The following is a 26,881-nucleotide window of genomic DNA, read 5'->3' as shown; positions in this document are numbered from 1 at the left end:
TCCTTTAATCCTGTACTTCGACTTCGCTCAGTAACCAGACATCCTGATTCAGACAAATTAAAATATTAGTACACCACAAATGAAATATATAATGTATGAATAACTCAGCATTTACCATCTTTATCGTCTTTGGATTTATTTGGATTTTCATAGCCACTGTTGCTGTAATTGCACTGTTTAAATCTGATGGTCAAGAAATTAGGATTAGTAACATGGGATTAATCATTATTATTCCTATTATTTTACCAATTATTATTACCCTGAGTTATGCAGCATTTAAAGGGACATTTTAATAATGATGGTCAGAATCAGGATATCCTAATTCTGACATTTTTTAGGAATTTTTTAAAAATTAGTATTTATTCTAGCATTTCCAAACTAATTCCTAAAGCGTTAAGTTGTTCAGGAGAAAGAAAACGCAATTTTTCTACAAGTTGTTCTCGTTTTTGTTTTTCAACTTCTGCGCGTTCTTCACCTGTTAACAATAAATTACCTTCTTTATCCCACCAACGCAACCAAGGTAAATCAGCATTTTGATATAAACCTTCCCAAATTCCTAACTCTACCCCTAAAGGTTTAATGGGATAATGTCCCCGTTCATTGGGTGTCATTAATTGGTAATTATTATCCAACAAATGATAAACTTCAACTTGGGCTTTTGTTACTTCATAAATCGCATAATAAGGAACACGGATAGCTTGTTCATAAACCCAAAATTTACCAACTTTGCCATCATTTCCTTGAGATGGTGGTGTTTTATCTCGTTCTTCTGTACCATCACCGGAGACAAATTCAATCACTATTAAAGGTGCAATATATTCTTTCCATAGCACATAAGAACGGCGCATTTTACCGTTTAAAGTTGGTGGTACATTACCCACATAAAACCAATCTGGTGCTTCTGCACCTTTTTCTGGTGGATCTGTTAAACGCCAATATATCCCAGAATCTTGACCGATACAATATTGGCCATCAGGATGTAGTTTATCTAAAACTGGTTTAATTGAGTCTGTAATTAATATACTTTGGGGATGTTCCTGAAGATTTTTCACAAATGTACCATCGGATTCTGGTAACTGGGTGTGGTCTGGTAATGTCAATACTGTGAGGGAAGTCATAGGCATAACCAAGATTTGTATTTTTATTTTATGTTTAAACTTCGATCCTGTATAAATCCTGATTCAGAAAAACGATGATATTGAGCAATTTTGCATTTCAAGACTTGACAAGACACAAAACTTGCAATACACTTATGTTATGAGTGGGAATCTGTGGGCGCATATATAGTAAAATTTTGTATTATTAACATCATCATAGTTTTTACAAGGAGAAAAATATTGAATTTTGAGATACTTGGAGACATTGAAAAAATAGAAATTATTGCTATTGATAAATCAATTCGTGATCTAGAAAGATTAAGGAAAATCTATGGACAAGGGAGATGGCGGAAATTAAAAGGAATTGCTACCATTAAATTAGAAGATGAAAGCATCTGTCAGGCTGAACTGCACTGGTATGAAGCTCATGGTATTGGTAAAAAAGAAATTAAAATTAAGTACCTTTTAGATGAGTAAAAATATGTCAAAGAAAAACATCTCTAAACAATTCGCTATATGTATCAAAAATGATAATTACCCAGCTTCCTTAGAAACGAGAAAAATCTATGAAGTTTTACCAGATGAAAAAGCGAGTCAACATCATCAAATTCGGATTATAGATGAATCAGGAGAAGATTATCTTTATCCCAAGTCCTATTTTATTTTACTGGAATTACCTACAGAAAATCGAGAATTATTAGCTTTATTTAGTTAATAATCTCAGGATTTACAGGATGTTATTTGGTAGTCAAACATCCCCGACTTCTAAAATAATTAATGTGTTAAATGAGAAGATTCATTAAAGAAGTCGAGGATCTAAATTTTGTCTGAATCAGGATAACCAGGATTAAAGGATGAACAGGATGGTAATTTTTAGATTGTTTATAAGTAGTCATGCAAAATAAATTGCACATTTCATTTACCCGTCTTCCTTGTATGGTAAAGGATACAGAGTTTCCAAATAAGAAATTAATTTTGCACAGGTACTTAATCATTTAAGGACAATCATCAAAAAACATCCTGTAAATCCTAAAATCCTGGACATCTTGATTCAGACAAATAAAATACCCAACATCCTCACAAACAATCTATCCAAACCCCTACCCTACCATCACCCTAAAACTAACTATCTTTAACCTCTAACTTAATTCGATACCCCAAAGCGTCTAAAAACTCAATCAAACTATAAATCTCATCTCCAGAACTTGTAGATAAAATCTGCTCAAGTTGTTGATATTTCTGTTTAGCTGCTTGCGAAAGATTATTTCCTGCTAACCGTGCATCAATAATATTCTTTAATGCAGAACGTAAAACTTCAGGTTCACGTCCTTCTTCATCCAATTGTAAAAAAGTTTCTAAATATGCAGCAGCTTCTTCAACATCTTGGAGAGATGAAATTAAATATTCCTTATAACTTTTACTTGTCGGTATTATTACTTCTTTCATGATTTTTACAATTTTATTAAATTACTTTTATGGTCATACCAGCTATTAACAATCGTAATAATATTATCTATTTCCTCATCATTCAGGAGCGTTAATTCCTCATTTTCATTAATTTTCAAAGCCACATTATTATGATCTTTGATGATAGGTTCTAAAATCCATTTATAGTAACCTTTATCGTTATCTACTGTAAAGAAAAACAAGCACATTGGAAATGGTAAATCTTTGAAAAAACTGATATTGAAATTATATTTTTTATTTTTAACTTTAAAAAAATCCTGTTCCTGAATTAAGTCAGAACTAGAAGCTGTTGCTTTTACTTCTATACCAAACATTCTACCGCTATATTTACCATCTTGAGTGATTTTCAATAAAAAATCTAAAGTTCCTGCACCTTGTTGTTGCTCAGAAATAATCAAATCGTCACGACGAGTTAAATAAACTTTTGCTAAAGCTTCTGCACGTAAACCAACGTACCAATTTGATTCTGTTTGCATTGTTTTATCTCCATTGTTGATCAGAAAATTGTGAAGCTAAATTATTATTGTTATATTGACTCCAAAAGTTATTTACTTCATCCCAAAGGATTTCTCTATTGTGCTTATTAATAGGAAAGTTAGTAGCTAGACTTGAGAGAGATGTTAAATTTTCACCATTAGCAGAAACTAAATAACCGACTTCTTGAACTTCATCAATTCCCACTATATAAGTTGGTGCTGGATAAGATGCTATACCAATTACAGATTCCTTTTTTACTTGTACCTTTAAACGGTTGTCTTTTTTAGTATAACCTTGTCTGGTAGTTTTGACTTGGACAAAAAAATAAGGAATATAAGAACCCGCACCTACTAACTCAACAATAAAATCAACATACTGCCATTTATCTCCTAAAAACTGTGGCTTAAAAATAGGACCAGCAGCAGAGTGAAATTCTGTTATTAAGAGTTTAAATATTGCTTCTCCCCTCTCTCCCAGTGCATCCCTCATTGTGTTCTGTATACCCCTATCTTAATTCAAATTATCATCTTCTTCCCAAAATACAGGGTAGGCAAAATTGCCCACCCCATATTACTTAGCGCCTTTGCGCCTTTGCGTGAGCTTAACCTAAACTATGCACCTTCCCGCAACTTATCCAACACACTGCGATCCTCAAGAGTCGAAGTATCCCCCGACACCTCCTGACCCGCAGCCAAATTCCGTAACAACCGCCGCATAATCTTACCTGATCTTGTCTTAGGCAGTGCATCAGTAAACTTAATTTCCCCAGGACGAGCGATCGCACCAATTTCCTGAACAACGTGCTTTTTCAGTTCCTTACTCAACTCCTCACTGGGTTGATAAGTTCCCTCCAAAGTCACAAAGGCTACAACTTCTTCACCCTTCAACTCATCAGGTTTACCGACCACAGCAGCCTCAGCAACCGCCGGATGGGAAACTAACGCAGATTCTACTTCCATAGTCCCTAAGCGGTGTCCAGAGACATTCAACACGTCATCCACACGACCCATGACCCAGAAATAGCCGTCTTCATCCTTTCTTGCACCATCACCAGCAAAGTACGTATATTTACCATCTTTGGGCGGAATATGTTCCCAATATGTGCGGCGGAAACGCTCAGGATCACCGTATACAGTCCGCATCATTCCCGGCCAAGGATGACGTACCGCTAAATAACCACCTTCATTATCGGGAACTGTGTTACCTTCTAAATCCACAATATCCGCAATAATACCAGGAAAAGGACGGGTAGCTGAACCGGGTTTAGTAGCAATTGCACCGGGTAAAGGTGTAATCATAATGCCACCTGTTTCCGTTTGCCACCAAGTATCAACTATTGGGCAACGTTCACCACCAATCACTTTATGATACCACATCCAAGCTTCGGGGTTGATAGGTTCACCGACAGTACCCAACAACCGCAAGGATGAAAGATTCCGGGATTTAGGATGATGTTCACCCATTTTAATAAAGGCGCGGATAGCGGTAGGAGCAGTATAAAAAATCGTCACCCCATATTTTTCAATCACATCCCAGAAACAACCAAGATTAGAAGCACGGGGCGCACCTTCATACATTACAGTAGTTGCACCGTTGGAAAGGGGACCATAAACAATATAGCTATGTCCCGTAATCCAACCTACATCAGCAGTACACCAATATACATCTGTTTCCTGTAAATCAAAAATCCATTTTGTGGTAATATGGCTGTATAGGTTATAACCGCCTGTGGTGTGTACTACGCCTTTGGGTTTACCCGTACTACCAGAAGTATAAAGAACAAATAGCATATCCTCGCTGTCCATTGGTTCAGCCGGACAGTCAGCAGATACACCTTGTTGTAAATCATGCCACCAGTGATCTCTTCCTGGTTCAATATGGGTTTTTTGACCGGTGCGTTTAACCACTAAGACATCTGTAACACTGGGTGCGGCGTTATCTGCTAAAGCTTTATCTACCTGTTCTTTCAGCGGTACAATAGCATCCTTACGCCAACCACCATCAGCAGTAACTACTACTTTAGCTTGAGCATCGTTAAGGCGATCGCGCAAAGCTTCCGCACTAAAACCACCAAAAACAACGCTATGGGGTGCGCCTATTCTCGCACAAGCTAACATAGCAATAGCCGATTCGGGTATCATAGGCATATAAATACCTACGCGATCGCCCTTTTTCACACCCAACTGTTTGAGAACATTAGCAAACTGACATACTTCTCGATGCAATTGGGCGTAAGTTAGCGTGCGAGAATCACCTGGTTCACCTTCCCAAATCAAAGCCGCTTTGTTTTTACGCCAAGTCGTTAAATGTCTGTCAAGACAGTTGTAAGAAATATTAATCTTACCATTGACAAACCACTTCGCAAAAGGAGGTTGCCAATCTAACACAGAATCCCATTTTTCAAACCAATGTAACTCATTTTCCGCTAAATCTGCCCAAAATTTCTCAGGGTCAGCCTTTGCGGTATCATAAAGACGCTGATAATCTTCCAAACTTTTGATTTGAGCTTTTTGGGAAAAATCACTAGCTGGATGAAACAGACGCTTTTCCTGTAGGATGGATTCTATCGTCGGTTGCGACATGATGACTTATGTAAACAGTATTGTGACTGAAAACTATTGTTAGCAAAGTTTTGGCAAATATTGTTTAGATTTTCATTAAGCTATATGAATCCAACTGTCTATCACAAAATTATCAAATTGTGTGATATCCTATTTTATTCCTTCTTTGTGTCCTTTGCGTCCTTTGGGGTTCGTTAAAGAAGGCATGAGGCAGGAGGCAGAAGGGAAGAGGTTTTGAGAAATTTTACATTTTTTTACATACCTTGGTTTTGTCTTACCGATTTACTTATCCCAGTAACCCAGTTGACAAAAGTCATAAATAAGCAAAAATAAGCCACTGAGGAGATAAAAACTAAAGAAAATATTAAGTATGATTGAGGAAAAGAAAAACAGTACATTTTGTACCTGAAAACAGGATAAGATAGAAAAGTATCCGCAAATAAAAAACTGTATCCCCAGTTGCAGAAAATAAACAACCAGAGTGATAGAGACTGACAGAAAAAGTATAGTATACTAACTACTGTGGCAGTAAGTATTTTGCACCTGCTAACTGGGTAAAACCAGAGTTGTGAAATCCTCAAATTTTGGCGAATACAACATTTGTCCAAAAATGTCAATATAATCTTTCTTTAATTAAGCAAATTTTACCAAAATTTTACCAAAAACCAAATTTTAACACCAAATACACCAAACCATGAATCATATACATCTGTTCCCAGGTATAAATTGAAAACAAAATGTTTATTTAGTTTAGTGACTGAAAAGTAGGGCGTAGTTTGCAAGCAAAAGAGATAAAGGATAAACTAAAGTTATTAAGCGAGAGAGCCGCAACAATAGATCCTCAGTTAGCCAAAAGATTAAATGAGATCAATCGTTGGGTTAAATATACTCGCCCTGGTTCCCTGACTGCTAAACCTTATGTGCTTGCGTTTCTCCTAGAGGTAATTACAGACTCTACAATTTGGCTACTAATTAAATCATTACCTTCCGCAGCAGCCAGACAAGCAAAATTTGAGCAAATGACAGCCAATGAAAGGTATTGGTATAGTTATTTATTTCCTAAGTGGATCAACTCAACAGATGCCAAATTTTATATTTGGAAGAAAAAAGTTATGGCAGGGGAGTTTAATCAATTGGATGATGATATTATTAAATCAATAGCTCAAGATATTGTACGTCGTGAAGGAAGTGTTTGGCAGCGTTATATTGCCGACCTTTCTATGGCTACAGATTTAATCGTTAGTAATCATCAACACAAACCACTTTGTATTCAAATTACCAGTGTTAGTAAAGAATTTCATGGTCAAAAATATGAAAAGTGGCAAAATGCCCTGCAAATGTGGGAAATAGAGCGAGGATTGTTTTTAAGTTACAATCCTGCCGAAAATGATTTTATCCACCAGTTAGTAAATGTGGCGCTGTACAACAGTGATCATCTGTCCCAAGGAAAGTATGTCAACTTTTCCTGATATCAAATTGTTGATATTGAACACCTGAATCCTATCCTAAATAGTTACCTGCTTACGACAGCATTTATCAGCATTTATGCTTAACCAAAAAGAAATGAACAGCATTACTCAAGTAGATGAATTTGCTGAAATTTTAGCAGCAGCCCGCAGAATGCAACAAGACTGGTTAGAATATGGAGTAAATTATGTACATCTTTATGTTGAAGATGCCGATGGAGATTGGTTAGAAAAATGGGATGATGATGAAATATTGAATCATTCTTTATTAGATACTATTAAAGAATTTTTAGTAAGTAATGATGATATAGCAGTAAAAATTAGGTATCGTTTACGAGATAGGCCACTGTTTGATTTAGCTGTAGATTTAGAAGAATGTTTGGGGATTTCTAGGGAAGATCAAAAAATATTAGCTATTAGCGATATTCTAGCGCGTTATCTTCATATTTGTGATCTTGATTTACTGGATTTAGCAAATAGTTTGCTGGATAAGTTGCTGTAATTTTCCCAGAGCATATTTTAACAGTAGGGGTTTAGCAATGCTAAACCCTCACAGCAGTAAGTAGATAATGAAAAAATTTCACCCCTGTTATTGTGAAATGCAGCAGGAGTCAGGAGTCAGGAGTAAAACCCTATTTATGTCTAGGTTTCAAGTTAAATTCTGTACTAGATTGATCTACTTAATTGATCTGCAATCTGCTGTATTGCTATAGAGTATAATGGATTAAAAATAATAGCGGTTTTTTCTATGACAGTTCCACTTTTAGAACAGGAAACAGAAAAACTGATAACTGTACCTGGTGTTTCTTGGCAACAGTTTAAAACTATTGAAGTGCAGTTAGCAGAAAATCATGCTGTAAAATTGGCATATTTAGCAGGGGTTCTAGAAATAATGTCTCCTATTGGTGATAAACATGAATATGTGAAAAAAACCCTTTCTTATTTATTAGAAGCATACATGAGATACAAGGGGATTCGGTTTTATGGTAGGGGTGGTTTTACTTTAGAAGCAGCGGGTTATGCTTCGGGAACACCGGATGAATCTTATTGTATTGGTACTAATAAAGAAGTACCTGATCTTGTGATTGAAATTATCGTTAGTAGTGGTTCAATTAATAGAACTGAATTATATAAACCTAAGCGAGTTCCTGAAGTTTGGTTTTGGAGAAATAATAAAATCCAAATTTTTAGTTTAAATGCTGTTTTGGAATATGAGGAAGTTAACCGTAGTCGGTTTTTTACAGATTTGGATCAGGAGTTATTATTGCAGTTTTTAGCTATTCCTGATCAATATGATGCGGTATCGCAATTTATTGAGTTTATTAAGGAGAAATATTAAGTATTCAGCTATCAGTAATCAGCTTTTAGTTATTTTTTGCAATAATTCTTTACTTATTTTCTCTTGTCTTTGCATCAAAAATCACATACAATTATTATAATTAAACGCAGATGAACGCCGATTAACGCAGATAGAAAAACAGGTTAATTAGTCAGCATTTAGTAATTTATGTCTAGATTATTAGTCACCCAATATCAAGCGGAAGTCCAAAAAATCATCCAGTTTGGTGGTTCAAGAAAGGAAACTTTTATCCGTTTCGCTTTTCAAAATCTGTTAAATGAATATTGCAAACGTCGTGATTTTTTACTTATTCCCGAATTAGATTTTAAATTACCAAATGGTAAATTGGTTTATCCCGATGGTACGGTGAAAGATGCTTTGCGGTTAGATTGGGGTTACTGGGAAAGTAAGGACGAATATGATAATTTAGATCAGGAAATTGAGAAGAAGTTAAATAAGGGTTATCCTGATAGTAATATTTTATTTGAAGATTCCCAAACTGCGGTTTTAATTCAAAGTGGTACAGAAACTATGCGCGTATCTATGCAAGATGCAGACGCGCTAGATGGTATTATTAATAACTTTATAAATTTTGTTCGTCCTGAAGTACAGGACTTTCGAGAAGCGATAGAAATATTTAAACAAGATATTCCCATTATATTAGATTCTCTCAGAAAGTTGATTGATTGTCAAGAGGGAAATAATCAATCTTTTAAAAGTGCAAGAAATAAGTTTTGGGAACTTTGTAAAAAGTCTATTAACCCGGAAATTACATTATTAGATATTCGGGAAATGATGATTCAACATATTTTAACTGAGGATATTTTTATTAATATTTTCAGTGAGTCACAATTTCATCAAGAAAATAATGTTGCGCGGGAATTACAAGGGGTAATTTCGACGTTTTTCACGGTAAGTTTAAAGCGGAATACTTTAGGAAGTATTGAAAGATATTATGCGGTAATTAAAAGAACTGCTGCAAATATTGTCAATCATCAAGAAAAACAGAAGTTTCTCAAAGCATTATACGAGAATTTTTATAAAGCATATAATCCCAAAGCTGCGGATAGGTTGGGTATTGTGTATACCCCTAATGAAATTGTTAGGTTTATGATTGAAAGTGTGGATTTTTTAGTACATCAACATTTTGGAAAGTTGTTAGCAGATAAAGATGTAGAAATTTTAGATCCTGCGACGGGTATGGGTACATTTATTACAGAGTTGATTGATTATTTACCTCCCCATAGTTTACAGCATAAATATAAACATGAGATTCATTGTAATGAGGTGGCAATTTTACCTTATTATATTGCAAATTTGAATATTGAATATACTTATAAACAGAAGATGGGGGTGTATGAGGAGTTTGAAAATATTTGTTTTGTGGATACTTTGGATAATACATTATTTGCAGGTAAGCAAATGGATTTGTTTGCGATGACTTTGGAGAATACGGATAGGATTAAAAGACAGAATGATCGGACTATTTCGGTAATTATTGGGAATCCTCCTTATAATGCAAAGCAGGAAAATTTTAATGATAATAATGCAAATCATAGTTATCAGAATATTGATAAGTTGATTAAAGAAAGTTATGTAAAATATAGTAAAGCGCAAAATAAAATTGTGCTTTATGATATGTATATTCGTTTTTATAGATGGGCGACTGATAGAATTAAGAATGGTATTATCTGTTTTATTACTAATTCATCTTTTTTAGATAGTCGTGCATTTGATGGTTTTAGAAAATCTATGCAAGATGAATTTAATTATGTTTATTGTATTGATTTAGGTGGGAATGTGAGAGCAATTTCTGGAAAAGATGGTATATTTATTGGTGAAAAACATACTATTTTTGGTGTAAGTGCAATGACGGGTATAGTTATCTGCTTTTTGATTAAAGATAGTAATTCATCAGGTTGTAAAATTTTCTATTCTCATCCTTTTCATGTTCATGAAATAAGAGACAATAAAATTAGCTATTTAGCAGCAAATAAATTTAATCAAATTCCTTTTCAACATATCACACCTGATAAAAATTTTAATTGGATAAATAAATCTGATAATGATTTTGATGATCTTTTCCCTTTGGTTGATAAAGATGTGAAAGCAGGTAAAGCAGAAGAAGCTGTATTTAAACTGTTTTCTTCAGGTTTGAAAACTCAAAGAGATGAATGGGTTTATGATTTATCTGAAAACGCGCTAGAGGAAAAAATTAAATTTTTAATTTTTATTTATCAAGAAACATTGAAAGATTCAAAATATCCAGACAAGGATAAAATTAAATGGGATAGAGAATTAAATAAGTACCTAGATAGGAAAATCAGTAAACTTTTTGAAAGTGAACAAATTATTAAAAGCTTATATCGTCCTTTTTATCAGGAATACTTTTATTTTGATAAGCATTTTAATGGGATGACTTATCAATGGTTTGATATCTACAAGAAAGATGATGAAGAAAATAAATATATTGCTATACCGGGACTTTCATCACCTAAAGATTTTCAGACTTTAGCATCTAAAATAATTATTGATTTGAATTGTTTACCCGCAGGTTCTCAATGTCTCCCATTATATCGCTACGACAAAGAAGGAAACCGCATTGATAATATAACAGACTGGGGATTAAAACAAATTCAAACCCATTATCAAGATGAAACAATCACCAAAATAGACATCTTCCATTATACATACTCAGTATTACATAACCCAGAATACCGCAAAAAATACGAACTAAATTTAAAACGAGAATTTCCTCGTTTACCCTATTATGAAAACTTCCAAAAATGGGTGAACTGGGGAAAACAACTGATGGAATTACATATAACTTATGAAACAGTCACACCTTATAATTTAAACCGTGTAGATATTCCCTTAAAAGACACCCAAAAAACCATCAAAGTTAAACTAAAAGCAGATAAAAATCAAGGTATAATCATCTTAGATGATATTACCACATTAACAGGAGTTCCTGAAATAGCTTGGTCACATAAGTTAGGAAATCGGAGTGCATTAGAATGGATATTAGATCAATATAAAGAAAAGAAACCCAAAGATCCCACCATTGCGGAAAAGTTTAATAATTATCGGTTTGCAGATTATAAAGAACAGGTAATAGAACTGTTGATGAGAGTGTGTACAGTGAGTGTAGAGACGATGAATATTATTAAGGAAATGAGTGTATGAATGAAGAAATTTCTGTCACCTGTCACCTGTCACCTAATTTTGTCTGAATCAGGATAACCAGGATTTAAGGATGTACAGGATTTTAGATCCCTAAATTCTGAGATGGTTTAGTAATTTATGAAGATGATTGAAAAAAGAAGTCGGGGATCTTGTTTTAATAAAAATAGAAAAAAGTGATAAAATTTGATATAATTAAAAAGTGCTAAATTAGAGGATTGAGAAAATGACAACAATTAAATTACAAATTCCCTTAGAATCATTAATAGAGGCGATCGCATCTTTGAGTTTAGCGGAAAAACAAAAAATCCTACAATTCCTAGAAGAAGATTTAATAAATGATGATGAAGATAATTTAATAGAAGAAAATCCGCAAATAATGAAAGAAATTGCAGAAGCGAGAAAAGCTTATCAAAATGGTGATTATCAAACAATTCAAGAATATATAAAAAATCACAAGCGTCAAATTTCATGAATTACCAAGTTATTATTCCTAAACCAGTTCAGAAACAACTGGAAAATTTACCACCAAACATTAACGAGAGAATCTTAGAAATAATTTTAGCTTTAGTTGAAGATCCTCTTCCATCGGGAGTGAAAAAACTCAAAGGTTTTGAAAATGAATATAGAATTAGAGTAGGAGATTATAGGGTACGCTATGAAATTGATGATGTAAACTTAACAGTCATAGTTCTGCACTGTTCACACAGGAAAGATGTGTACAGAAAATAAACTTTGATATTTATGGAAATGATTAAAAAAAAGTCGGGGATATTGTTGTATCTTATAATATAAAGTATAATAAAATCTGAATCACATTAATTTTTGAATCAATCTAAAATTATGCCTGAATCAGTGCAGTACATAACTAACACCCAAGGAGAAAGAATTGGTGTGTTGTTAAATATGGAAACTTACCAACAGTTAACCAATTTATCGGCAAATTCAGAATTATTAATTGGTTTAACTGAGGATGAATTGCAAGCTTTAGCAGAAACTTCTTTATCTGTTAAAAGTCAAACTGAATTAGATAATTTATTGATGAAAAATGCTGATCATCAATTATCTGATGAAGAAAGAGAAACGTTAGATAAATTAATAGCGCAGATTGATCAATTGAATATCCTCAAAACTAGAGCAAGATATACTTTAAACCAACTGGAAAATAAATCTAAAGTAGCGTGAGTATTTACATTTCTGTTGAATTACAGACGAAAATCCGTCGTTGTTTTGGTGATTGTTGTGTTTACTGTCGTACTGCTGAATATTTAACAGTTAGTACCTTTGAATTTGAACATATCATTCCTCGATCTGCTGGGGGTGAAACTGTATTTGAAAATCTCTGTCTATCTTGTCCATCTTGTAATCGTTATAAAGCAACTCGTCAAACAGCAATTGATCCGAATACCCAGGAAGAAGTTAAATTATTTCATCCACAACAACAGAGATGGATAGATCATTTTACTTGGAATGAAGATCATACAGAAATTATAGGATTAACTGCTGTAGGGAGAAGTACAATTAATGCTTTAAAAATGAATCGTCCACAATTAACTCGTGTGCGGAAAATGTGGGTAAAGATGGGTGAACATCCACCCAATTTGTAATTTTTAATTTGTCCGAATCAGGATAACCATGATTAAAGGATTTACACGATATTTAGATCCCTAAATTCTGAGATAATTTAGTAATTTTATTGATGAGATAAAAAAAGAAGTCGGGGATATTTTTATTTACTGTCACCTGTCAACTGTCAACTGTCACCTAATTTGGTCAGAATCATGGTAAACTAGAAAAAGTAGCAATTTATTACAGTAGCTATCGTAAAAATATATATTGCTGTTAATTTAAAATTTTCCGTTGTTTGAGAAATTGGAATGCTAGACCAAATATTTGATTACCTACACTTTAATTTCAGCTTTGAAGCATCTATAGTTCTGCTGATATTGGTTTTTCTAGAAGCGGTGCTATCCGCAGATAACGCGATCGCCCTCGCTGCGATCGCCCAAGGACTAGAAGATCAAAAACTAGAACGTCAAGCATTAAACATTGGTTTAGTATTTGCTTATGTTTTAAGAATTACCCTACTGCTAACAGCTACCTGGGTACAAAAATTCTGGCAATTTGAATTATTGGGTGCTGCTTACCTGTTGTGGTTGGTATTCCAACACTTCACATCCCAGGAAGACGAAGATCATCATCATCACGGACCCAAATACAGTTCTTTATGGCAAGTTATACCAGTAATTGCCTTTACAGATTTAGCCTTTTCCTTAGATAGTGTGACAACAGCGATCGCCGTTTCCCAAGAAACCTGGTTAGTCCTCACCGGTACAACCATCGGTATCGTCACCCTGCGATTTATGGCCGGGTTATTTATTCGCTGGTTAGATGAATATGAAAATTTAGCAGACGCAGGTTATATCACTGTAGCGTTTGTGGGTTTACGTCTATTAATCAAAGTCATTAACGAAGCTTTAGTACCACCGCAATGGATCATGGTAAGTGCGATCGCCATAGTCTTAACCTGGGGTTTTTCCAAACGCACAGAAGTAGAAATCAAAACCCAAGAACCAGAAAAAACAGAAGTAAAATAGGGACTGGTGATTGGGGACTGGGGACTGGGGACTGGGGACTGGGAAAATACAAATAATTTCCCCCTGCTCCCTGCTACCCTGCTTATTAACTGTCACCTGTCACCTGTCACCTGTCACCTAATTTACTCTTTCAACCAGGGAGCTAAATGAGGAGTCCAGCTAACCAACTCCTCATCCTTAAACCACAGTTTAATTTCCCGTTGTGCAGTTTCAATCGCATCAGAACCGTGGATCAAGTTCCGACCAATATTAATCCCAAAATCACCGCGAATAGTACCAGGTTCAGAGGTTAAAGGATTGGTAGCACCAATAATTTTTCTTGCAGAAGCAACCACACCTTCACCTTGCCAAACCATTGCCACCACGGGACCGGAGGTAATAAATTCTACTAACCCAGCAAAAAAAGGTCTTTCCCGGTGAACATCATAATGTTGTTCAGCCAACTCTTTACTGACATTAATCAACTTTAAGCCTACCAGGGTAAAGCCTTTAGTTTCAAAACGACGGATAATTTCACCCACCAACCCGCGTTGAACTCCATCAGGCTTGATTGCTAAAAAAGTGCGTTCCAAAGCTGTCTCCAAAAGCATAAAAAAGTTATCTGGGTTAATTGTCAATTGTATGTCCGTCTTTTGTCTAGTATTTACAGGAAGAAATAAGACAGGGGGCAGGAGGCAGGGGGCAGGGGTAGGTTTTTAATATTATCTGTTAAGGCAGGACTAGGAAGACAAGGAGGGAAAGTAGACAAGGAAGATTTTATCAGCACAATAGTCTTTTTGTTACCAAGAGAATATGATTTTGTACGGTTTTCCTCCCTTGTCCACTGTCCTTCCTTGTCCCCCAAGTCTTGCCCTCACGACAATGTAAAATACCTACCCTTCTGCCTCCTGCCTCCTTCCTTAACTGATTGTTAACCAAGAAAAAATCTTTCTAGGTGCATATCTGTTATTAGACGAATGCGTTAAATTGTTAGTTCGTGGGTGATATACAGAGGTCAGGAAGAAATGGGTGTTGAGTCAACTACTGATGAGATGGTGAAAGTGCCTACCAATGGTCATAAATCAGATAAATCAGATAAATCAGAAGTGAAAAACCAAAAGCACAAGAAACTGTTACCACCTAGCACCATGTCAGGGGATTTATCTCGGACTTGGAAAATTGAGGATAGTGAGGACTTATACCGCATTGAAGGTTGGGGTAAGCCTTATTTTTCCATTAATGCTGCTGGTCATGTGACAGTTTCTCCCAAGGGCGATCGCGGGGGTTCTCTAGATTTATTTGAATTAGTCAATGCTTTAAAACAACGAAATTTGGGACTGCCGTTGTTAATTCGCTTTTCTGATATTTTGGAAGATCGGATAGAGCGATTAAACGCTTGTTTTGCGAAAGCGATCGCTCGTTATAATTATCCCGGTGTTTATCGTGGTGTTTTCCCTGTCAAATGTAACCAAGAAAGGCACTTAATTGAAGATTTGGTCAGATTTGGCAAACCACACCAATTTGGGCTAGAAGCCGGTTCTAAACCGGAGTTAATGATTGCTCTCGCTATATTGGATACACCAGGAGCATTGTTAGTTTGCAACGGCTACAAAGACCGAGAATACATTGAAACGGCAATGTTAGCCCAAAAACTCGGACAAACACCGATTATCGTTTTAGAACAAATTGAAGAAGTAGATATAGCCATTGCAGCTAGTCATCAGTTAGGTATTAAACCGATTTTAGGTGTACGGGCAAAATTAAGCACCCAAGGCATGGGACGCTGGGGAACATCCACAGGCGATCGCGCTAAGTTTGGCTTAACCATCCCGGAAATTATGGAAGCAGTGGAAAAACTCAAAGAAGCCAATTTACTCGATTCTTTGCAGTTGTTACACTTCCATATCGGTTCGCAAATTTCCGCCATCAATGTGATTAAAGATGCCATTCAAGAAGCCAGTCGCATTTATGTAGAATTAGCGATGTTAGGCGCAGACATGAAATATCTCGATGTCGGTGGTGGTTTAGGTGTAGATTACGACGGTTCCCAAACCAACTTCTACGCCTCCAAAAACTACAATATGCAAAACTATGCTAACGATATTGTAGCCGAATTAAAAGATACCTGTTCAGAACGGCAGATTCCCGTACCTACACTGATTAGTGAAAGTGGTAGAGCGATCGCGTCTCATCAGTCAGTTCTCATCTTTGACGTTCTTAGTACCAGTGATGTACCCCGCGATACCCCAGAAGAACCACAAGAAGGAGAATCACCCATTATCAGGTATTTGTGGGAAACCTATCAATCCATCAACAAAGAGAACTATCAAGAATTTTACCACGACGCAGCCCAATTCAAAGAAGAAGCCATCAGCCGTTTTAACTTGGGAATTTTAAGACTCAAAGAACGGGCTAAAGCCGAGCGTTTATACTGGGCTTGTTGCCACAAAATTCTGGAAATTACCAAACAACAAGAATACGTACCCGATGAACTGGAAGACCTAGAAAAAATCATGGCTTCCATCTACTATATCAATCTTTCCGTATTTCAATCAGCGCCTGATTGTTGGGCAATTGATCAACTATTCCCCATCATGCCCATACATAAGCTAGATAAAGAACCCACCCAAAGAGGAATTTTAGCAGACCTCACCTGTGACAGTGATGGTAAAATTGACCGATTTATTGATTTACGAGATGTCAAATCAGTTTTAGAACTGCATAAATTCAAACCTAACGAACCCTATTATCTGGGAATGTTCCTCAACGGCGCTTACCAAGAAATCATGGGTAACTTACATAACCTCTTTGGTGACACAAACGCCGTTCATATCCAACTCACACCCAAAGGCTACCAAATAGAACACGTTGTCAAGGGTGATACCATGAGAGAAGTCGTAAGTTACGTACAATACGACTCAGAAGACATGGTAGAAAACATCCGCCAGCGTTGTGAACAAGCCTTAGAAGAAAACCGCATTACCCTAGCCGAATCTCAAAGACTGCTACAAACTTACGAGCAAAGTCTCATGAGATATACTTACTTGAATAATAGTTAGGACTGGTGGTTGGTAATTGGTAATTGGTAATTGAAAAAACTTGTACCCATTACCCATTACCCATTACCTAAATTATACTTGTCCCTAACAATTCGGCGATCGCTTGGTGTTCTAAAGGAATTTCCGAAGGTGGAGTTTGACGTGCATCTGTAATTAACCAGTCTAAAGCGGCTGCTTGCACATCAATAGCTGCACCGGTCTTATCCACACAATAACGACCAAATACCAGCTTATCAACCAAACGGACTCCCGGACTCAAGCGCGACCATTCAAATATCACACTATTATCTACTGTTGCACCACTACAAATCCAGCAATTAGGCCCAATCATCGCCGGGCCAACAATTTTCGCACCATCTTCAATTCTTGTCATCCCACCAATGTAAACAGGTCCAGTAATATCCACCTTATCCCAATTCACAGCTACATTCAAACCAGTGTAAATACCAGGGGCGACTTCATAACCAGGAATCTGCACATTTTTAATTTCACCCAACAGCACACCGCGAATAGCTCGCCAATAATCAGGTACTTTACCAATATCTACCCATTCAAAATCCATCGGAATGGCATAAAAAGGCGCATTGATTTTTACAAGTTCCGGGAATAATTGACTACCAATATCATACTCAACCCCAGAAGGAATATATTTAAACACCTCTGGTTCAAAAATATAAATACCCGTGTTGATATTTGTGCTGAGTGCTTCCTCTATCGAAGGTTTTTCTTGGAAAGCCTTAATGCGGTTATCATCATCTGTGACAACCACACCATAACTAGAAACTTCTTCCTTGGGAACAGACTTAGTAATAATGGTAGCAATTGAACCTTTAGATTTATGCCACTTTACCGCCGCAGTTAAATCTAAATCAATTAAAGCATCACCACACAAGACCACAAACGTATCATCGAAAAAAGGCGAAAAGTCTTGGATACGGCGCATCCCCCCAGCCGAACCTATGGCTTCCCCAACCAGTTTACCATCATCATCAATTTTCCCTTCAAAAGAATAGGCAATCTGCACACCAAACCGCTGACCATCACGGAAATAATTTTCAATTTCCTCAGCTAAATGGCTAACATTCACCATAATCTCGTTAAAACCATGTTGACGCAATAGCTCTAGCAAAAATTCCATCACTGGCTTTTGCAAGATGGGAATCATTGGTTTGGGAATGGTATATGTAATAGGACGTACACGAGTGCCTTTACCCGCTGCGAGAATCATCGCTTTCATAATTTTTTTTCCTTAACTATTCCTCAACTATTCCTCAACCACAAGCCAGTTTACTGTTTTTATCCCGTGATACTTAATCATCACTAAGTTATATTTATCAATGTACTAGGATTCTGGATTTTGCTCACGAATATTTTAGTTTATGGTCGTTTATAGTCGTTTATTGTCGTTTATGGGGTTGCACGGTTGGCTGAATTAGGTAAACGGATTGTGATCTCCTGATAAAATTCTTCCTGATATAGCTCTACTTTAGATTGTGCAGACAGCAGCAGTAAAGCCCAAAAAACGCTCACCATGTCGCCATTTTCTGATTCATGGTCAGAATCATTTGCATTTGCTGATTTTTTCCCTGCTTGCTTTGTCTGAGTCCACAATTTTACCAGTTGTTCTAGATTCCAACATTGTTCCTGTACATTTAACTCCCTTGCAGAAAGATGCAGCACCTGTTCTAATTCTGAAGCTACTTCTGTTAAATTTTCTTGGTGAGCTAATTCTAATGCCTCCCGCATCGTTTTCATACTCGGCTGACGCTTAGGACGGATAGGTTTGCTGGTTTTCTCTACCCGTTTTAGCTGGTTAGCCATAATCTGCAATTGCTCAATTAGCTCTTGCAGGGTCACACGACGCTTTGGTGGTGGCATTGCTGCTGGACGACGACGCAACTGTCGCTCTAATTGCAAACGTTGAACATTGTATAATTCACTATCGGCAATATCCAGTATTGCATCATCAGACACATTATCTATAATATTATCTACGGTTGACAATTGCATTAAAGTATTGGCTTTAAATAGTACAAGCATGGATGCTGACAAAAAAGCCTGTCCCGATTGAGACAAATCAGTTTCATAACCTCTAGCGGTGGTTTGTGGTGACATTAGTTCTAGGTAACGGTCAATCACTTCTATCACCTGCACATCCCAAGGGTCTATTTCTCCCTTTTCGGCTTGTTCAATCAAGTGTGTAATCGTTTCTAATAGTTTTTGGGCATCCATTAATTTATCAGGAGTCAGGAGTTCAGGAGTTCAGGAGTCAGGAGTCAGGAGTTCAGGAGTCAGGAGTCAGGAGTTCAGGAGGAAGAAGGTAAATATTTTTCCCCAGTCACCAGTCACCAGTCACCAGTCACCAGTCACCAGTCACCAGTCCCCAGTCACTAATCATCAACAACAGCATAACTATATACAGAATTTCCATTTTTGTTGTTTTTAATAGCGTCGAAAGTGCCTTTGATAGTACCAGCAATGGGTACAGCAACCAGTGTTCCCAACAAACCAGCAATTTCAAATCCCATCAAAATCGCTATAAAAATCCATAGGGGATTGAGTCCGATAAAGTTACCAAGCAACTTGGGAGATAGGATATTATCTTTGATTTGCTGCATGATAATTGCTACCATTGCTACTGGAAATGCTAACCACCAAGTCTGTAAAAACACTAATAACGTTACCAACCCTATCCCTAATGTAGCGCCGATAAAGGGAATAAGCTCAGAAATACCGATGATAATGGCAAATAATAGGGCAAATGGTACTCTTAAAAATAAGAAAATCGGTGTCAGGGCTACCACCATAAACAGTGCCAGTAATAATTGGCTAAGGAAAAAGTTCTGAAAATTTAATTGTAAGGACTTGCTGAAGGGGATGCCAATATAAGATGGCAGGAGATTAATTAAACCATACCACAGGCGATCGCCATATAGCAGCATATAAAAAGCTAGTACAATTACTAACACTATATTCAGCAACGCCGATAACAACGTTCCCGCAAATCCCACCGCACCAGAAGCTATCTGTTGTAGAATGTTCTGCACACCAGCATTAATTTGCTCAGTTACTAAACTTAGGTCAAGTTTTATACGTTTCTGACGTGCTAACATTTGCAAATTTTCCAGGTTGTCTTGACTGGAGGCTAACCAATCAGGAATTTTGTTTAAAAGTTGGATTGTTTGGTCAATTACCATCGGTACAAGGGTAAAACCCAAAATAATCAACAAAGCTAAAGTGAAGATTAAAACTATGATCACTGCCTGAGTGCGAGTAAATCTAAACCTTTCCAATAATTTAACCGGGTAATTCAGCAAAAACGCCAAAATTGCCGCAATACTCAGAATAGTAATTGGATGCTGGAAATAACCAAACAGCAGAGACAGTAGCCAGACATTGAGAGCGATAATCGGGCCACTCAGACCATAAATTAGCAGAGTTTGTAAAGAGGCTGAACGGCGCATTTGATTTAATCTTAGGGAATAGGGAATAGGTAATAGGGAATGGGGAATAGGTTATAAAATGTATGATAATTACCAATTACCAATTACCAATTACCAATTACCCATTACCAATGGATAAAAATATTGCTGACCTTCGTAAAGACTACACTTTGCAAGATTTGAATGAAACAGAAGTTAACCCTAATCCTTTTATACAATTTAAATTATGGTTTGATCAGGCTCTAGAAGCAAAATTATTAGAACCTAACGCCATGACTTTGGCTACATCTACCCCTGATGGTAAACCTTCAGCCAGAATGGTCTTATTAAAAGATTTTGATGAAAGGGGCTTTGTTTTATTTACCAACTACAACAGTCACAAAGGACAAGAAATAACAGCCAATCCTCAAGCTGCGTTAGTATTTTGGTGGGCAGAATTAGAACGACAAGTGAGAATTGTGGGATGTGTAGAAAAGATTTCTGCTGAAGAATCGGATGGATATTTTGAAGTACGTCCTCATAATAGTCGTTTGGGCGCGTGGGCTTCTAATCAAAGTGAAGTAATTCCTAGTCGGGAAGTTTTAGAAGCACAATTACAGGATTTCCAGCGTAAATATGAAAATCAGGAAGTTCCTAGACCACCTCACTGGGGTGGTTTTCGGATTATTCCCCAGGAGATTGAATTTTGGCAGGGACGTTCTAGCAGGTTACATGATCGGTTGCTTTATTCTCGGTGGGATGATGGAAGTTGGAAAATAGAACGTTTGTCACCTTAAAGAATAGGTGACAGGTGACAGGTGACAGGGAATAGTAATTATACAATTGTGTTCGGATCAATACTTAGTTCTCGTAACTTAGCTGCTAATAAATCTGCACGTTGACGTTCCTGTTCAGCTTGTTCACTACTCCACAGCAGCAAATTTCCGTCACTATCCCACCACCGCAACCAGTTCATGGTTTGACATAATCTTTCACCTGGCCAAATTCCTAAAAATAGTGAGAGTTCAGGAATCCAAAAACGTCCATTAGGGTCTGCTTTTTGTTTGTTGTATTCTCCATTTTGCAAACAACGTACTTCTAAACTGGGTTCATAGGGATCATAAGTGACATAAGTGGGAACTTGGAGAATGTGTTCGTAAAAATACAGCTTTCCATAAGGTGGTGTGGAACGTACTGATAATTCTCCACCTTCGGTATCAGAAAGAAATTCCATCACCACAGCTACCGCTTCTCCTTCGAGGTTGGGGGTATAACTGCGACGTACCACATCAGCAGCGACAGGATGCACCTGTGGCACATAAAACCAGTCGGGGGCGTTGACGATGATTTTTTTGTTTAATGTAGCTACAAGCCCAAAATTAGAGCCAATCAGCATTTGTGGGAGGATGCGTCCTGCTGCACCTAAAGCGTCGGTGAGTGCAGCAGCTAAAGGCGGTTGTTGAATATTTTCCACTGGGTCGTCAGGTAAAATAAAATCAGCGGGAAGTGGTTCCCAGGTGACAAGGGGTGTTTTTTGGATGGGTTGCGTTTGTAGAATCATAGATTTATTTATAGGTGATGTGAATTAGGATTTACCAGATTTTCAATGTTGAAATCAGAAACAATTTGGATATTCTTTAACCTTCCATTTTTAACCAGGCAAATATTTGATTAACTGTTAATTGTAAATTGATTTCTTCTAAAATTGGTAATTGTTGATCACCTCTGAATAATTCTGGTTGTTGTTGGGGACGAAAAACCAAAATAGAACGATCTTCAGGATCTATTAACCAACCTAACAAACAACCATGATTTAAACAATATAAAATATTATCTATCACCCGATTTGAATTTTGTTCAGGTGAGAGAATTTCAATAGTCCAATCTGGAGGAATGAAAAAATCATTAGGGACTTCACCTTCAGCAGTAAAGGGAATATTTGACCATTTCAAAACCGCGATATCAGGAACTACAGAACGCACTCCAAAACTACAACGCAACTCAGGAAAAGCATAGGCGATTTTTTCAGATTCGGTGATATCGTTAATAGTATTGCATAGTCTTAATTGTAAGCGGCTATGTTTTCCTTTGGGTATGGGTTTAGTGATAATTTCTCCGTTGATATATTCTCTCACCGGTTTGGTTTCTGGGAGTTTGAGAAATTCTGTTAAGGTGAGGGATTGATTAATTATTGTGGGCATGATTTTTTGTATTTCTATTTTTAGAAAGATTCTCCAGCTAATCTGAGAACATCATTAATAATGCTATCATTTAACCACATTCCTTGTTGTTTCAACATAGCAATCACAGGAGCAATAGAAGATAAGTAACCTAATTTTTTAGCTTTTACTAAAACACCTAATGTTCCCGTGTATTTTAATTTGTGTATATTAGCAATACGTCGAGCTAATTGATCATCAAAAATTAACAAACTGCCAGGTTTTTCTAAACCTAAACCTAATACTTCTGCTTCACCTTGTCCCAAATCTATAATAGCAGGAATTAAACTAATTGATTTTACCGGAGTAATTAAAATCCAATCAATAGAATGAATGTCTGGTACATTAATTCCTTGCTTTTTACCAACTGCTAATTCTTCAATCACCGCAGGAGGTGTTAAAATCTCACTATACAGCTTTTGTAGTAGCTCTAAATGTCCAACTTGATGAAGATACAACAGAGGTGAAGTATTGACTATGACTGAAGAATTAAGCACTGAAGAATTAAGCATTGTTAACATCTTGTTCTAATTGTTCAGCCGTCAAGGAAAATGGTGATACTTGATAACGTCCTAAAATTGTTAAAAATTCTACCCGCGAAATTCCCGCTAATTGTGCTGCTCTCCCTGATGAGAGTTTACCCAGTTCAAAAAGTTTCACTGCGGCTAAAATTGGTAACTCTCTTGATAAGTTTTCAGGTGTTTCTTTGAGAGTGATGAATATTTCTTCTGGTATTTCTAAGGATACTATACTCATAATTTGATTTCCTTGTTTTCCTCGTTCCCAGTCTCCAGACTGGAAATGCAGTTTTAGCGTCTCTGATTTGAGTATAACTGTTTTTTGTCTGAATCAGAACACCCTTGCGGGAAGTCAAAAGTCAAAAGTCAAGATTTTTTTGTCTGAATCAGGTGGTTATCGAGCGAAGTCGAGATAATGTCCAGGATTACAGGATTTTCAGGATGTTATTTAATGATGGTTGGTTACGCACAAGTCACTAAAGAACGAACCGCAAAGAACGCAAAGGACACGAAGGGAAGAGGTTTCAGAGAGATTTTCTGTTTTCATTCTCTACATCCATAAATGTTAGTTGTCCTGATTCTCACTATCTGCGTTTATCTGCGTTTATCTGCGTTCTTATCCTGTACATCCTCAAATCCTGGTTATCCTGATTCTGACAAAATACAATTTCTGAAAATTTAGATCAATCTTCAAAAACCATCCTGTACATCCTAAAATCCTGGTTATCCTGATTCAGACTATTCCAACCGCCAAATTTTGATATTGTCATCACTTCCGCTGACCAAAGTATTACCATCGGGGCTAATAGCTAGGGTACGAACTTTCTCAGAATGACCAGTGAGAGTAGATTTCAATTTTCCCGTTGGCAAGTTCCAGATTTTGATAGTGTCGTCCCAACTTGCACTGACTAAAGTCCTAGCATCGGGGGTGAGGGCTAGGTAAGTAATCGAGGAAGAATGACCAGTCAGGGTAGATTTCAATTTTCTCGTTGGCAAATTCCAGATTTTGATAGTCTTGTCATCACTGCCACTGATCAAAGTCTGACCATTGGGGCTGATGGCTACAGCACTTGCACCAGCTACAGCACTTACACCATCAGAATGAGTATTATTTTCAATAGGTGTTTGACTTAGATATCCTAACAATCCTGAAAATAAACATATTATCAAAAGCCAGATTATATAGATGAGAGTTTGTTTGGGTTTTGGAGTTGGTGGTGTGGGAATTGAAGCAGGAGGTGGTGGTGATTTAACTATCGGTTGTACATTTTGTTGTAATGGTAAGTTTGGTGTAACTGTTGGTGGGACAACTGTTGGTGCTGGTGTGATTATTGGTTGTACATTTTGCTGTGGTGAAGGTGGTGGAGTTTGTAAAACCTGTAAAATTTCCCCTGCTGACTGATAACGGTTTTGATATTCTACTTTTAATAGGTTATCTATAACTTCTCCTAATTCTAAACTCACAGATTGCTGTAAATGAACACGCCATTTTTCCACCCAACCATAACCTTGTTTTTTCCATAACTCCCAAGGATGCACCCTAGTCATTAAATGAAAACAACTTGCACCCAAACTAAATAAATCACTCGCTGGATACACTTCTCTATCTTCCATTTGTTCCAGGGAAGCATAACCATAACTCCCAATTACCGTACCTGGTCTCATTGTTCCCTGGAGTTGTTTAGAAGCACCAAAATCAATTAAAAATAATTTCCCATCACTGCGACGACGCATAATATTTTCTGGTTTGATGTCGCGGTGAATAATATTATTACTATGGACTATTTGCAAAACTGGTAATAAATCAAGTAACAAATCCCGGATTTTTTGTTCGTTAAAAGTTCCTTGATTTGCTAACTCAATTAATAAATTCTCACCTTCAATAAAATCTTGAATTAAATATAAACAATCATCCTCATCAAAATAAGCTTGTAATTGGGGAATTTGAGGATGTTTCAGGTCTTTTAGTTGTATTGCTTCTTGCTCAAATAACTCCTTGGCTTTTTTTAAAGCGTAGGTATTTTGAGTTTGGGGTGCAAATTGTTTAATAACACACTTCTCATTTAATTTATCAATATCTTCAGCTAAATAAGTCTTCCCAAAACCACCACCACCCAAAGGTTTAACAGGACGATAACGGTTTCTGAGGATAACCAAAGGAACACCACAATTAGGACAAAACTTTGTCGTATCTGGTACGGGTGGATTATGACAGTCTGGGTTGAGACAACATATCTGATTCATTGTTTGGGGTAGATACTTTGATATTTATAATATATACAATAATATACTCGCTAATTTCATAACACTGATGTTTTATTTCTTAGCGTCTTAACGTCAGCACCTTAACAATTCTTAACCCCATTTTCCCAAAAAAGTTTCAACACCGTTTTTTACCCTCAAATTATTGAGAATGGTTGCGAATGACTCAACGTATTTTCAAGGGTATTGACTTCTGAGACGGTTGTGTTATGATAGTCTTGAGAATAATCCAAGGGAGTTTTATTTTCTGAATCAGGATATCCAGGATTTGAGGATGTACAGGATAAGAACGCAGATAAACGCGAATAAACGCAGATTTTCAGCATCAGGATATCCTCTTTATTCAAGATAAATTAATCAATAATTAACTTGAGCAACATCAGTGTGAATAAAGTCATTTCCTTTGAATAATAAAGGTTGATTTGTAGATTTTGCTAAAGCATAGGAAAAACAATCTCCCATATTCAATTTTGCAGGATGACGACCTTTTCCGAACTTCAAAAACGCTTCACTAGCTAATTGTGCCTGTTCTACAGTAAAAGGTACAATAGTTATAGACAATGCTGCAATTAATAAATTCAAATTTTCTATACCCTGTTGACCATGTTTAGTAACTAAAACTATAGATGCTTCAACATAGCTGGGTGAAGAAAGTAAACATTCTTCTGTATCGTTAATAAGTTCAATAAATATCAATTCTTCAGGTTCACCATAAATAATAGCCATAATAGCAGAAGTGTCAATCACCATTATTCAAAAATCCCCAACTCGTTATAACCAATAATTTCATCAGGTGTTCTAGGATCAAGCATAGGTAAATTTCTAATCTGATTACAGATACTACGCACAGCGTTAATATCAACTTTCCGCTTTTTTGGGTTTGGTAAGGTATAATCCTGACTATTTAACTTTTCTTGAAAAAGCTGTTGTTCTTCCAGTGTGAGTTTAGCAACAATTTCTACTAGATAATCAACAAGTTGAACGTTCATAATTTCATAATTTTTGGTTTAAATATATTACTTGATGATAGCATCTTGTCTGAATCAGGATTATAGGATTTTCAGGATGTTATTTGATGATAGTTGGTTACGCACAAGTGACAGAAGAATAAACCACGAAGAACACGAAGAAACGAAGGTAAAAGGTTTTAGAGAGATTTTCTGTTTTCATCCTCACCATCTGCGTCTATCTGCGTTCATCCGCGTTCCGAAAATCTCAACCCAGGCTGTTAAAAA

Annotated in this window: 30 protein-coding genes; 14 read left to right on the top strand and 16 right to left on the bottom strand. The window is 36.5% G+C overall.

The features are described 5' to 3' along the window. Positions 1 to 95 precede the first annotated feature (95 nt). Positions 96 to 293, top strand: a complete 198-nt coding sequence (locus IQ237_RS15660) for a hypothetical protein (RefSeq protein WP_194056716.1) — start codon at positions 96 to 98, stop codon at positions 291 to 293. 66 nt (positions 294 to 359) lie between these two features. Here the strand turns inward: IQ237_RS15660 and IQ237_RS15655 are convergent, their stop codons facing one another. Beyond that, a complete protein-coding gene (locus IQ237_RS15655) occupies positions 360 to 1,118 on the bottom strand; it encodes a Uma2 family endonuclease (protein ID WP_194056714.1) in 759 nt (252 codons plus the stop codon). 219 nt (positions 1,119 to 1,337) lie between these two features. Here IQ237_RS15655 and IQ237_RS15650 point away from each other — a divergent pair, with 219 nt between their 5' ends. Together IQ237_RS15650 and IQ237_RS15645 are read left to right on the top strand one after the other, a co-directional pair. Further along, the gene (locus IQ237_RS15650; protein WP_194056712.1) at positions 1,338 to 1,574 is read left to right on the top strand and encodes a hypothetical protein; all 237 of its coding nucleotides are present in this window, start codon (positions 1,338 to 1,340) and stop codon (positions 1,572 to 1,574) included. Between the two features lie 4 nt (positions 1,575 to 1,578). After that, the gene (locus IQ237_RS15645) at positions 1,579 to 1,812 is read left to right on the top strand and encodes a hypothetical protein (RefSeq protein WP_194056711.1); all 234 of its coding nucleotides are present in this window, start codon (positions 1,579 to 1,581) and stop codon (positions 1,810 to 1,812) included. 407 nt (positions 1,813 to 2,219) lie between these two features. Here the strand turns inward: IQ237_RS15645 and IQ237_RS15640 are convergent, their stop codons facing one another. The 4 genes from IQ237_RS15640 to acs all read right to left on the bottom strand — a co-directional run bounded on the left by IQ237_RS15640 (position 2,220) and on the right by acs (position 5,623). Then, positions 2,220 to 2,543 (bottom strand): transcriptional regulator, encoded by a 324-nt coding sequence (locus IQ237_RS15640; RefSeq protein WP_194056709.1) that lies wholly within the window; start codon positions 2,541 to 2,543, stop codon positions 2,220 to 2,222. Positions 2,544 to 2,548: 5 nt separating this feature from the next. Next, positions 2,549 to 3,040, bottom strand: coding sequence for a DUF4365 domain-containing protein (locus IQ237_RS15635; protein ID WP_194056707.1), 492 nt, complete (start codon positions 3,038 to 3,040; stop codon positions 2,549 to 2,551). Positions 3,041 to 3,044: 4 nt separating this feature from the next. Continuing rightward, a complete protein-coding gene (locus IQ237_RS15630; protein WP_194056705.1) occupies positions 3,045 to 3,530 on the bottom strand; it encodes a DUF4365 domain-containing protein in 486 nt (161 codons plus the stop codon). A 122-nt stretch (positions 3,531 to 3,652) separates the two neighbouring features. After that, positions 3,653 to 5,623: an acetate--CoA ligase gene (gene acs, locus IQ237_RS15625; protein ID WP_194056703.1), complete on the bottom strand. Its 1,971-nt coding sequence runs from the start codon at positions 5,621 to 5,623 to the stop codon at positions 3,653 to 3,655. Between the two features lie 755 nt (positions 5,624 to 6,378). Here acs and IQ237_RS15620 point away from each other — a divergent pair. From IQ237_RS15620 to IQ237_RS15580, 9 genes are all read left to right on the top strand, one after another. After that, the gene (locus tag IQ237_RS15620) at positions 6,379 to 7,071 is read left to right on the top strand and encodes a hypothetical protein (protein ID WP_194056701.1); all 693 of its coding nucleotides are present in this window, start codon (positions 6,379 to 6,381) and stop codon (positions 7,069 to 7,071) included. 76 nt (positions 7,072 to 7,147) lie between these two features. Then, positions 7,148 to 7,570 carry a hypothetical protein gene (locus IQ237_RS15615; RefSeq protein WP_194056699.1) on the top strand — a complete coding sequence of 141 codons (423 nt, stop codon included), beginning with the start codon at positions 7,148 to 7,150 and terminating at the stop codon, positions 7,568 to 7,570. 246 nt (positions 7,571 to 7,816) lie between these two features. After that, positions 7,817 to 8,407: a Uma2 family endonuclease gene (locus IQ237_RS15610; protein ID WP_194056697.1), complete on the top strand. Its 591-nt coding sequence runs from the start codon at positions 7,817 to 7,819 to the stop codon at positions 8,405 to 8,407. A 168-nt stretch (positions 8,408 to 8,575) separates the two neighbouring features. Then, positions 8,576 to 11,593, top strand: coding sequence for a type ISP restriction/modification enzyme (locus tag IQ237_RS15605; RefSeq protein ID WP_194056695.1), 3,018 nt, complete (start codon positions 8,576 to 8,578; stop codon positions 11,591 to 11,593). 223 nt (positions 11,594 to 11,816) lie between these two features. Then, positions 11,817 to 12,065, top strand: a complete 249-nt coding sequence (locus IQ237_RS15600) for a hypothetical protein (RefSeq protein WP_194056693.1) — start codon at positions 11,817 to 11,819, stop codon at positions 12,063 to 12,065. Beyond that, positions 12,062 to 12,322 (top strand): type II toxin-antitoxin system RelE/ParE family toxin, encoded by a 261-nt coding sequence (locus IQ237_RS15595; protein WP_194056691.1) that lies wholly within the window; start codon positions 12,062 to 12,064, stop codon positions 12,320 to 12,322. The genes IQ237_RS15600 and IQ237_RS15595 overlap by 4 nt, the downstream gene beginning before the upstream one ends. Positions 12,323 to 12,433: 111 nt before the next feature. After that, a complete protein-coding gene (locus IQ237_RS15590; protein ID WP_194056689.1) occupies positions 12,434 to 12,775 on the top strand; it encodes a hypothetical protein in 342 nt (113 codons plus the stop codon). Beyond that, on the top strand, positions 12,772 to 13,197 hold the full coding sequence (locus IQ237_RS15585) for an HNH endonuclease (RefSeq protein ID WP_194056687.1): 426 nt from the start codon (positions 12,772 to 12,774) through the stop codon (positions 13,195 to 13,197). The genes IQ237_RS15590 and IQ237_RS15585 overlap by 4 nt, the downstream gene beginning before the upstream one ends. A 270-nt stretch (positions 13,198 to 13,467) precedes the next feature. Then, positions 13,468 to 14,187, top strand: coding sequence for a TerC family protein (locus tag IQ237_RS15580; RefSeq protein ID WP_194056685.1), 720 nt, complete (start codon positions 13,468 to 13,470; stop codon positions 14,185 to 14,187). Positions 14,188 to 14,309: 122 nt separating this feature from the next. On the opposite strand, the gene ndk is transcribed toward IQ237_RS15580, so the two are convergent. Beyond that, positions 14,310 to 14,759, bottom strand: coding sequence for a nucleoside-diphosphate kinase (gene ndk, locus IQ237_RS15575; RefSeq protein WP_096572562.1), 450 nt, complete (start codon positions 14,757 to 14,759; stop codon positions 14,310 to 14,312). Between the two features lie 432 nt (positions 14,760 to 15,191). Here ndk and speA point away from each other — a divergent pair, with 432 nt between their 5' ends. Next, positions 15,192 to 17,225 carry a biosynthetic arginine decarboxylase gene (gene speA, locus IQ237_RS15570; RefSeq protein WP_096565637.1) on the top strand — a complete coding sequence of 678 codons (2,034 nt, stop codon included), beginning with the start codon at positions 15,192 to 15,194 and terminating at the stop codon, positions 17,223 to 17,225. Between the two features lie 67 nt (positions 17,226 to 17,292). Here speA and IQ237_RS15565 read toward each other — a convergent pair whose 3' ends face one another. From IQ237_RS15565 to IQ237_RS15555, 3 genes are all read right to left on the bottom strand, one after another. Then, positions 17,293 to 18,462, bottom strand: coding sequence for a sugar phosphate nucleotidyltransferase (locus IQ237_RS15565; RefSeq protein ID WP_096565635.1), 1,170 nt, complete (start codon positions 18,460 to 18,462; stop codon positions 17,293 to 17,295). Between the two features lie 170 nt (positions 18,463 to 18,632). Beyond that, positions 18,633 to 19,457 carry a segregation/condensation protein A gene (locus IQ237_RS15560; protein WP_096565633.1) on the bottom strand — a complete coding sequence of 275 codons (825 nt, stop codon included), beginning with the start codon at positions 19,455 to 19,457 and terminating at the stop codon, positions 18,633 to 18,635. A gap of 158 nt (positions 19,458 to 19,615) precedes the next feature. Further along, complete coding sequence (locus IQ237_RS15555) at positions 19,616 to 20,689, bottom strand: AI-2E family transporter (RefSeq protein WP_096565631.1); 1,074 nt, start codon at positions 20,687 to 20,689, stop codon at positions 19,616 to 19,618. Between the two features lie 110 nt (positions 20,690 to 20,799). Between IQ237_RS15555 and pdxH the strand changes: the two genes are divergently transcribed. Further along, complete coding sequence (gene pdxH, locus IQ237_RS15550) at positions 20,800 to 21,444, top strand: pyridoxamine 5'-phosphate oxidase (protein ID WP_194056738.1); 645 nt, start codon at positions 20,800 to 20,802, stop codon at positions 21,442 to 21,444. A gap of 38 nt (positions 21,445 to 21,482) precedes the next feature. On the opposite strand, the gene IQ237_RS15545 is transcribed toward pdxH, so the two are convergent. The 7 genes from IQ237_RS15545 to IQ237_RS15515 all read right to left on the bottom strand — a co-directional run bounded on the left by IQ237_RS15545 (position 21,483) and on the right by IQ237_RS15515 (position 26,635). Beyond that, positions 21,483 to 22,208: a Uma2 family endonuclease gene (locus tag IQ237_RS15545; RefSeq protein ID WP_194056683.1), complete on the bottom strand. Its 726-nt coding sequence runs from the start codon at positions 22,206 to 22,208 to the stop codon at positions 21,483 to 21,485. 76 nt (positions 22,209 to 22,284) lie between these two features. Further along, the gene (locus IQ237_RS15540; protein WP_194056681.1) at positions 22,285 to 22,848 is read right to left on the bottom strand and encodes a Uma2 family endonuclease; all 564 of its coding nucleotides are present in this window, start codon (positions 22,846 to 22,848) and stop codon (positions 22,285 to 22,287) included. A 20-nt stretch (positions 22,849 to 22,868) separates the two neighbouring features. Then, entirely contained in the window at positions 22,869 to 23,378 is a 510-nt protein-coding gene (locus IQ237_RS15535; RefSeq protein ID WP_228020339.1) for a DUF3368 domain-containing protein, read from the bottom strand. Further along, entirely contained in the window at positions 23,371 to 23,622 is a 252-nt protein-coding gene (locus IQ237_RS15530; protein WP_194056679.1) for a UPF0175 family protein, read from the bottom strand. The genes IQ237_RS15535 and IQ237_RS15530 overlap by 8 nt, the downstream gene beginning before the upstream one ends. A gap of 500 nt (positions 23,623 to 24,122) precedes the next feature. Beyond that, positions 24,123 to 25,628, bottom strand: coding sequence for a serine/threonine-protein kinase (locus tag IQ237_RS15525; RefSeq protein WP_194056677.1), 1,506 nt, complete (start codon positions 25,626 to 25,628; stop codon positions 24,123 to 24,125). A 375-nt stretch (positions 25,629 to 26,003) separates the two neighbouring features. Next, positions 26,004 to 26,396: a type II toxin-antitoxin system VapC family toxin gene (locus IQ237_RS15520; protein ID WP_194056675.1), complete on the bottom strand. Its 393-nt coding sequence runs from the start codon at positions 26,394 to 26,396 to the stop codon at positions 26,004 to 26,006. Continuing rightward, positions 26,396 to 26,635, bottom strand: coding sequence for a hypothetical protein (locus IQ237_RS15515; RefSeq protein WP_194056740.1), 240 nt, complete (start codon positions 26,633 to 26,635; stop codon positions 26,396 to 26,398). Before IQ237_RS15515 ends, IQ237_RS15520 begins: the two co-directional genes overlap by 1 nt. Positions 26,636 to 26,881 lie beyond the last annotated feature (246 nt).

The organism is Sphaerospermopsis sp. LEGE 08334 (assembly GCF_015207205.1).
GTDB lineage: Bacteria > Cyanobacteriota > Cyanobacteriia > Cyanobacteriales > Nostocaceae > Sphaerospermopsis.
The sequence above is the reverse complement of the archived record's forward strand: the minus strand, read 5'-3'. Positions and strand labels throughout refer to the sequence as shown.

What these genes read in the sequence shown, in the direction of transcription:
- IQ237_RS15540 (WP_194056681.1), bottom strand. Translation starts at nt 22,848, where the DNA reads ATGCCCACAATAATTAATCAATCCCTCACCTTAACAGAATTTCTCAAA.
- IQ237_RS15610 (WP_194056697.1), top strand. Translation starts at nt 7,817, where the DNA reads ATGACAGTTCCACTTTTAGAACAGGAAACAGAAAAACTGATAACTGTA.
- IQ237_RS15565 (WP_096565635.1), bottom strand. Translation starts at nt 18,462, where the DNA reads ATGAAAGCGATGATTCTCGCAGCGGGTAAAGGCACTCGTGTACGTCCT.
- IQ237_RS15660 (WP_194056716.1), top strand. Translation starts at nt 96, where the DNA reads ATGAATAACTCAGCATTTACCATCTTTATCGTCTTTGGATTTATTTGG.
- IQ237_RS15605 (WP_194056695.1), top strand. Translation starts at nt 8,576, where the DNA reads ATGTCTAGATTATTAGTCACCCAATATCAAGCGGAAGTCCAAAAAATC.
- IQ237_RS15560 (WP_096565633.1), bottom strand. Translation starts at nt 19,457, where the DNA reads ATGGATGCCCAAAAACTATTAGAAACGATTACACACTTGATTGAACAA.
- IQ237_RS15635 (WP_194056707.1), bottom strand. Translation starts at nt 3,040, where the DNA reads ATGCAAACAGAATCAAATTGGTACGTTGGTTTACGTGCAGAAGCTTTA.
- IQ237_RS15520 (WP_194056675.1), bottom strand. Translation starts at nt 26,396, where the DNA reads ATGGTGATTGACACTTCTGCTATTATGGCTATTATTTATGGTGAACCT.
- IQ237_RS15600 (WP_194056693.1), top strand. Translation starts at nt 11,817, where the DNA reads ATGACAACAATTAAATTACAAATTCCCTTAGAATCATTAATAGAGGCG.
- speA (WP_096565637.1), top strand. Translation starts at nt 15,192, where the DNA reads ATGGGTGTTGAGTCAACTACTGATGAGATGGTGAAAGTGCCTACCAAT.
- IQ237_RS15590 (WP_194056689.1), top strand. Translation starts at nt 12,434, where the DNA reads ATGCCTGAATCAGTGCAGTACATAACTAACACCCAAGGAGAAAGAATT.
- IQ237_RS15645 (WP_194056711.1), top strand. Translation starts at nt 1,579, where the DNA reads ATGTCAAAGAAAAACATCTCTAAACAATTCGCTATATGTATCAAAAAT.
- IQ237_RS15555 (WP_096565631.1), bottom strand. Translation starts at nt 20,689, where the DNA reads ATGCGCCGTTCAGCCTCTTTACAAACTCTGCTAATTTATGGTCTGAGT.
- IQ237_RS15640 (WP_194056709.1), bottom strand. Translation starts at nt 2,543, where the DNA reads ATGAAAGAAGTAATAATACCGACAAGTAAAAGTTATAAGGAATATTTA.
- IQ237_RS15545 (WP_194056683.1), bottom strand. Translation starts at nt 22,208, where the DNA reads ATGATTCTACAAACGCAACCCATCCAAAAAACACCCCTTGTCACCTGG.
- acs (WP_194056703.1), bottom strand. Translation starts at nt 5,623, where the DNA reads ATGTCGCAACCGACGATAGAATCCATCCTACAGGAAAAGCGTCTGTTT.
- IQ237_RS15580 (WP_194056685.1), top strand. Translation starts at nt 13,468, where the DNA reads ATGCTAGACCAAATATTTGATTACCTACACTTTAATTTCAGCTTTGAA.
- IQ237_RS15655 (WP_194056714.1), bottom strand. Translation starts at nt 1,118, where the DNA reads ATGACTTCCCTCACAGTATTGACATTACCAGACCACACCCAGTTACCA.
- IQ237_RS15615 (WP_194056699.1), top strand. Translation starts at nt 7,148, where the DNA reads ATGCTTAACCAAAAAGAAATGAACAGCATTACTCAAGTAGATGAATTT.
- IQ237_RS15530 (WP_194056679.1), bottom strand. Translation starts at nt 23,622, where the DNA reads ATGAGTATAGTATCCTTAGAAATACCAGAAGAAATATTCATCACTCTC.
- pdxH (WP_194056738.1), top strand. Translation starts at nt 20,800, where the DNA reads ATGGATAAAAATATTGCTGACCTTCGTAAAGACTACACTTTGCAAGAT.
- IQ237_RS15595 (WP_194056691.1), top strand. Translation starts at nt 12,062, where the DNA reads ATGAATTACCAAGTTATTATTCCTAAACCAGTTCAGAAACAACTGGAA.
- IQ237_RS15525 (WP_194056677.1), bottom strand. Translation starts at nt 25,628, where the DNA reads ATGAATCAGATATGTTGTCTCAACCCAGACTGTCATAATCCACCCGTA.
- IQ237_RS15535 (WP_228020339.1), bottom strand. Translation starts at nt 23,378, where the DNA reads ATGCTTAATTCTTCAGTGCTTAATTCTTCAGTCATAGTCAATACTTCA.
- IQ237_RS15630 (WP_194056705.1), bottom strand. Translation starts at nt 3,530, where the DNA reads ATGAGGGATGCACTGGGAGAGAGGGGAGAAGCAATATTTAAACTCTTA.
- IQ237_RS15515 (WP_194056740.1), bottom strand. Translation starts at nt 26,635, where the DNA reads ATGAACGTTCAACTTGTTGATTATCTAGTAGAAATTGTTGCTAAACTC.